At 58.2% G+C, this 5,786-nt stretch carries 8 protein-coding genes and 1 pseudogene; 6 read left to right on the plus strand and 3 right to left on the minus strand.

Annotated features, from left to right (window positions below; translation table 11 throughout):
• Together AC1DH9_RS20180 and AC1DH9_RS20185 are read right to left on the minus strand one after the other, a co-directional pair.
• Window positions 1–360: pseudogene (locus tag AC1DH9_RS20180) on the minus strand (hypothetical protein); the annotation flags it as partial.
• A 72-nt stretch (window positions 361–432) separates the two neighbouring features.
• Complete coding sequence (locus tag AC1DH9_RS20185) at window positions 433–888, minus strand: PAS domain-containing protein (protein WP_427544304.1); 456 nt, start codon at window positions 886–888, stop codon at window positions 433–435.
• 154 nt (window positions 889–1,042) lie between these two features.
• On the opposite strand from AC1DH9_RS20185, the gene AC1DH9_RS20190 reads away from it, so the two are divergent.
• The gene (locus AC1DH9_RS20190; protein WP_427544302.1) at window positions 1,043–1,498 is read left to right on the plus strand and encodes a flavodoxin; all 456 of its coding nucleotides are present in this window, start codon (window positions 1,043–1,045) and stop codon (window positions 1,496–1,498) included.
• Here AC1DH9_RS20190 and AC1DH9_RS20195 read toward each other — a convergent pair.
• Window positions 1,479–2,375 carry a LysR family transcriptional regulator gene (locus AC1DH9_RS20195; protein ID WP_427544300.1) on the minus strand — a complete coding sequence of 299 codons (897 nt, stop codon included), beginning with the start codon at window positions 2,373–2,375 and terminating at the stop codon, window positions 1,479–1,481. The two genes, AC1DH9_RS20190 and AC1DH9_RS20195, sit on opposite strands and share 20 nt — an antisense overlap.
• Before the next feature lie 96 nt (window positions 2,376–2,471).
• Here AC1DH9_RS20195 and AC1DH9_RS20200 point away from each other — a divergent pair, with 96 nt between their 5' ends.
• The 5 genes from AC1DH9_RS20200 to AC1DH9_RS20220 form a co-directional block, all read left to right on the plus strand.
• Complete coding sequence (locus AC1DH9_RS20200) at window positions 2,472–2,858, plus strand: CidA/LrgA family protein (RefSeq protein ID WP_427544297.1); 387 nt, start codon at window positions 2,472–2,474, stop codon at window positions 2,856–2,858.
• Window positions 2,848–3,534, plus strand: coding sequence for an LrgB family protein (locus AC1DH9_RS20205; protein ID WP_427544294.1), 687 nt, complete (start codon window positions 2,848–2,850; stop codon window positions 3,532–3,534). Before AC1DH9_RS20200 ends, AC1DH9_RS20205 begins: the two co-directional genes overlap by 11 nt.
• A 145-nt stretch (window positions 3,535–3,679) precedes the next feature.
• Window positions 3,680–4,462: a class II aldolase/adducin family protein gene (locus AC1DH9_RS20210; protein ID WP_427544291.1), complete on the plus strand. Its 783-nt coding sequence runs from the start codon at window positions 3,680–3,682 to the stop codon at window positions 4,460–4,462.
• Window positions 4,462–5,364 carry an alpha/beta fold hydrolase gene (locus tag AC1DH9_RS20215; RefSeq protein WP_477808657.1) on the plus strand — a complete coding sequence of 301 codons (903 nt, stop codon included), beginning with the start codon at window positions 4,462–4,464 and terminating at the stop codon, window positions 5,362–5,364. Before AC1DH9_RS20210 ends, AC1DH9_RS20215 begins: the two co-directional genes overlap by 1 nt.
• A 199-nt stretch (window positions 5,365–5,563) precedes the next feature.
• A partial coding sequence (locus tag AC1DH9_RS20220) for an RNA polymerase sigma factor (RefSeq protein WP_477808658.1) occupies window positions 5,564–5,786 on the plus strand: 223 nt, incomplete at its 3' end.

Raw genomic sequence — 5,786 nt, forward strand, 5'->3', positions numbered from 1 at the left:
GACCCAGAACGTGCCGGGTTGGCCTTTGGCGTTCTCCAGGGCTACGGGCTCTTCAAGCGCCAGACGCCAGGGGCGAACCATCGGCCCGTCCTCGTAGATGCTGGGTACGCCCAGGCGCAAATGCAGTGCATGAAACTCATCTTCCACCAAATGTAGCGGAAAGGTCATTTGCTGATTTTCGAAATGTGCCTGAATGGTGACCTGCTCATTGGCCGCCAGACGTGTCAATAAATCACGGATTTGCGAGCCCCCATTAACCAGCAGGCTCGACGTCGCATCGCGAACGTTAAGCTGCGGGTTGTGCTGCATGGTCTGGATGAAATCCAGTTCATCCTGAGTCAGAAGGGCATCGCGGTGCATGGTTAGCTCGAAAGAAATAATTACAAAGTTATTGGTGATTGTAGTTAATGACCATTAATTCGACAGCTTGTTTTAACCGTTTGTCGCTTTGAGTGCCTGAAGCTCTGCCTGGACTTCAGCCAGCTGGGCTTCCAGTTGTTCAACCCGCTGTTGCGCCTTGACCTGAGCAGTGACGTCTTTCTGCACGCCGATGAAATAAGTCTGCTTGTCGTGTTTGTTGTACACCATTGAAAGCGACAGCTCATTCCAGAAGTGTGTGCCGTCCTTGCGGTAGTTGCGCAGAATTTCCCGGCAGGACTTCCCATCACGCAGTGTTTCGCGGATCAGCTCCAGTGCGGCCTGATCGCGATCCCCAGACTGAAGAAAGCGACAGTCCTGATACAGGATTTCTTCAGCACTGTAGCCGGTCAGTTTTTCGAAGGCGGGGTTAACGTAAATCAGGATGTTATCTTCGCCTTCCCTTTCCGCGATGACAATTCCATCATTTGAAGCGTTGATTACTAATTGCATCAGCTGGGCATTGATCATCAGAGAGTCCTTTCTGCATCGAATGATGATGCTGCATTCTATGACATGGTTGCGGACTGTCCACTGGCCACCAGACCTATTTGCAAGGCATTCGCAGCTTTTTTGCCTCAGCTGTTAATATCCGGGCCTTTTACTCTGCATCAGGATCAGATTGATGAAAGTCGCCATTCTTTCCGGCTCGGTGTACGGCACGGCTGAAGAAGTCGCCCGGCATGCRGCCAAACTTCTCAAGGCTGCAGGTTTTGACGCCTGGCACAACCCGCGTGCAACCCTGGCCGATGTCCAGGCGTTCGCTCCCGAAGCCTTTCTGGCCGTCACCTCGACCACGGGCATGGGCGAGTTGCCGGACAACCTGCAACCGCTGTATTCGATGATTCGCGATCAACTGCCCGCTGCCTGGCGCGGTTTACCGGGAGCGGTGATTGGCCTGGGGGATGCCAGCTACGGCGATACCTTCTGTGGTGGCGGCGAACAAATACGTGAGCTGTTCGCTGAGGTGGGCGTGCGCGAAGTGCTGCCCATGCTGCGCCTGGACGCCAGCGAAAGCGTGACCCCGGAAACTGACGCCGAACCCTGGTTGGCAGAATTGATCAGCGCGCTGCGCGGCTGACCGGGCGCTCGCGCAGTAACGCGAGCCAGGCCTGGGCGGCTTTTGAAAGGTAGGCGCCCTGACGCCAGATAAACGCGATGTCCCAGCGCAGGTAACTCGGCGCTTGCAAGGTCAGGCGCACCACCCCGGGCCTGACCAGCCCGCGTGCCACCACGCTGGGCAGCAACACCACGCCTTGCCCAGCGGCCACCAGCGCCGCAAGAAAGTCCGCCTGGCCGCTGCGCCCACCTTCCTTTGGCGTGAAACCCAGTTGCTGGCACGCCTGGAGCAAACGGTCGTTGAGCACGAAGCTGCGCTGATAAAGCAGAAACGGTGTGTCCGCCAGCTCTTCCAATCGAATGTGACTATTCATGGCCAGTGGATGATCGGCGGGTAATAACGCATCCAGAGGCTCGTCACAGAACGGCTGAAAGGCGAACTGCGGGTCTTTCGGTAGAAGGCTGCCGCCCAGTTCCAGTTCGCCGCTCAACACGGCTTGCTCGATATTCAGGCTTCCGCCTTCAAGTAGCTGCACGTTGATGTTCGGATAACGGCGTCGGTACTCGGCGAACAACCCGGCAAATAGAGCATCACTGCCCAGCAGTGGTAATCCCAGACGCAGTTCTCCCCGCGCCAGTTGACTCAGGTCATCCAGTTCGCTGAGCAGTTCGTTGCGCAGCCGCAGCATGCCTTCGGCGCGCTGCAAGACCACGCCACCGGCGGCCGTCAGACGAATCTGCGAACCGAGGCGCTCCAGCAGAGGCGTGCCCAGGCTGTGTTCGAGTTGAGCGACCTGTTTGCTCACTGCCGATTGGCTGATGTGCAAGGTCTTGGCTGCTTGGGTAAAGCCGCCCTGGTGGATGACTTCGACGAAGCTGCGCAGCTGTTTGAATTCCATATGTGTAATTCCAGTCTGGAATAGTTATGAGTCTAACAATTCGCTTCGGGGATGACAGCCGGCTCCTTAAAATGAGCGCCTGTAAGGAGCGAAAAAATGAACACATCAATGCTGAAACACCTGGGTCGCCTGGTCGCTGAGCTGACGGTACTGCTGGTCATCTACCTGCTTGGTTGTCAGTTGGCCGTCTGGTTTGCCTGGCCGATTCCGGGTGGGGTGATCGGCCTGGCGCTGTTGCTGCTGGCGTTTGCTCTGGGCTGGGTCAAACCGGCGACCTTGCAAATGGGCGCCGGCTTGCTGATGGCCGAGATGCTGCTGTTCTTTATTCCGGCACTGATGAGCCTGCTCGACTATGGCGGCCTGCTGCGTGAAGAGGGCTGGCGAATCCTGGTGGTCATTGGTGTCAGCACGCTGATGGTGATGGTCGTGACCGCGTTTACGGTAGAGCTGGTTTGCCGCTGGAGGATGCGTCATGAAGCTTGAGTGGATGCCAGTGTTCTGGCTGGTCTTTACCCTGGCGGCCTACCTGTTCAGTCGCTGGATTTATCGGCGCAGCGGGCGTTACCTGTTGTCACCGCTGATTCTGGTACCCGCCATGTTGCTGGCGATCGCCGTGCCGCTGCATACCGCATACGCCGAGTATTCGAGCAACACTCATTGGTTGATGCTGGTACTGGGGCCGGTCACCGTGGCGTTCGCGGTACCGATCTGGCTGCAGCGGCAATTGTTGATACGCCATTGGTCGGCGTTGTTGCTGGGGATGTTGGCGGGCAGTGCGGTATCGATCGGCAGCTCGTTCGGTCTGGCCAAGGCCCTGGCGCTGGACAGTTCGGTGACGATGTCACTGGTGCCTCGCTCGATTACCACGCCATTCGCCATGCCGTTGGCCCATGACCTTGGCGGAGTGCCGGACTTGACGGCGGTATTCGTGATGTTCACCGGCGTCTTTGGCGCCGCGCTGGGCGGCATTTTGCTCAAGTGGCTACCCTTGCGCAGCGCCTTGGCACGCGGCGCCTTGTTTGGCGTCGGCGCGCACGGTGCAGGCGTCAGCCGTGCCCGTGAAGTGGGCGGCGAAGAGGGCTCGGTGGCGGGCTTGGTGATGGTGYTGACCGGGTTGTTGAACCTGTTTGCAGCGCCGCTGCTGACATGGGTGTTGTGACGGCGTTCACCTCATTTAGCGGCCGCAGGCTTGCTGACTCGTTGGGTCAGTAAGCTGGCTGCGAATGCAACTACACGAACCCCGACAGCTGACTAGACTGCGTTTACCCCTACGAAATAAATAATAAGAACCAGAGGTCCTCGCCGTGAGCGTAACCCCCGTTCAATCGACATCCGATGTAAAAGACCAAGTTAGCGCCGCCGAGTGGCAAACCCGTGTCGATCTGGCGGCCTGCTATCGGCTGGTGGCGTTGCAGGGGTGGGACGATCTGATCTTCACCCACATTTCCGCCAAGGTGCCGGGGACTGAAGATTTTTTGATTAATCCGTTCGGAATGATGTTTCACGAAATTACCGCATCGAGCCTGGTCAAAGTCGATCAGGCCGGCAACAAGCTGATGCACAGCCCCTACGAGATCAATCCCGCCGGATACACCATCCACAGCGCCGTGCATGAAGTGCGTCACGACGTGGTGTGCGTGCTGCATACCCACACGGCGGCCGGTGTGGCGGTTTCCGCGCAGAAGCAGGGCGTATTGCCCATCAGCCAGCAATCACTGTTTGTGCTGTCCAGCCTGGCGTATCACGCCTATGAAGGTGTCGCGCTCAACCACGAGGAAAAGGCGCGCCTGCAAGCCGACCTCGGTGAAAACAATTTTCTGATGTTGCACAACCACGGGCTACTGACCTGTGGCAGCAGCATTGCCGACACCTTTTTGATGATGTTCACCTTCCAGCGTGCCTGCGAGATCCAGGTGCTGGCGCAGAACGGCGGGGCTGAACTGATTGCCATCGAACCGCAGATTCTCGCGGGTGCCAAGGCGATGATTGCCGGCGTGACCAAAAGTGCTCAAGGGATGGGTGGCGCGCTGGCCTGGCCGGCGTTGCTGCGCAAACTCGATCAACAAGCCCCGGGTTACAGACTCTGATGGCGCTCGCCGAGATCCCTCTGTGCGTCTGGCGCAAACGCGGTCAGAGCTTTGTGTTCCGTGGTCAGACCATTCGCTATTGGGTGGCCGGGCAGGRTGAGCCCTTGTTGCTGATTCACGGATTCCCCACTGCCAGTTGGGACTGGCATTACCTGTGGCAACCCTTGACCCAGCGGTATCGAGTGATCGCCTGCGACATGCTGGGTTTTGGCGACTCGGCCAAGCCGCTGGACCATGAGTATTGCCTGTTGGAGCAGGCCGACTTGCAGCAGGCGCTACTGGAATATCTGGGTGTCCGGCAGCCTGTGCACCTGCTGGCACATGATTACGGTGACAGCGTGGCCCAGGAGTTGTTGGCCCGACATACTGAGGCGCGTGTCGAGATTGGCAGTTGTGTGTTCCTCAACGGTGGCCTGTTTCCCGAAACCCATCGGCCGGTGCTGATGCAAAAGCTGTTGCTCAGTCCGTTGGGCTGGATGATCGGACGGGCGTTCAGTCGGGATGGGCTGGTCAAGAGTTTCCGACAGGTCTTTGGCCCCCGGACCCGTCCGAGTGAAAGTGAACTGGACGATTTCTGGAGCCTGATCGACAACAACCGCGGCACGCGGATCATGCACAAACTGATCAACTACATCCCGCAACGCCGCATGCAGCGGGACAGGTGGGTCAAGGCCATGCAAGCGGGCACCGTTGCGATGCGGGTGATCGATGGCGAAGTCGACCCGGTGTCGGGTGCCCATATGGTCGAACGCTACCGCCAGTTGATCCCCAATCCGGACACGGTATTGCTACGCGGAATTGGTCATTACCCGCAAATCGAGGCGCCGATCCAGGTGCTCAAGCACTACCTGGCGTTTCGTGACCAGCTGGATCCCCCCGCGTTGAAAACCGCCTGTTCCTGACTCCGCGTATTGACCCTTGTTGTCACCCATCACACGGGAGCAGCTTGGCTCGCGCGTTGCAAATCACTGCATCCGGCAATCAGCGCAGACCGAATGAGTAACGGGCTCTCGTCAGAGTCTTTTGCGCATGAGAATATTTATCATTAATATTGGCGCACCGTTGACCCTGCGTAGGGCATGGACCACGTTGAGTCGACCTTTGATGATCAATACCCCACCCGAATCCCAGAACATCGACGGCTCCGACAGCCCGGACAGTCGCGCGTATTTTCTGCAGGTATTCCTGTCGCAGCGACCGCAAATGGAAGCGTTGGTCAGTCGGCGCGTGGGCTGTCGGGCGACTGCCGCAGACCTGGTGCAGGACCTGTTTTTACGTTTCTGGCGCCGACCATTGGTGCACGTCGAAGAGCTCAGCACTTACT

The sequence above is a fragment of the Pseudomonas sp. 05T35 genome (genome assembly GCF_056396605.1).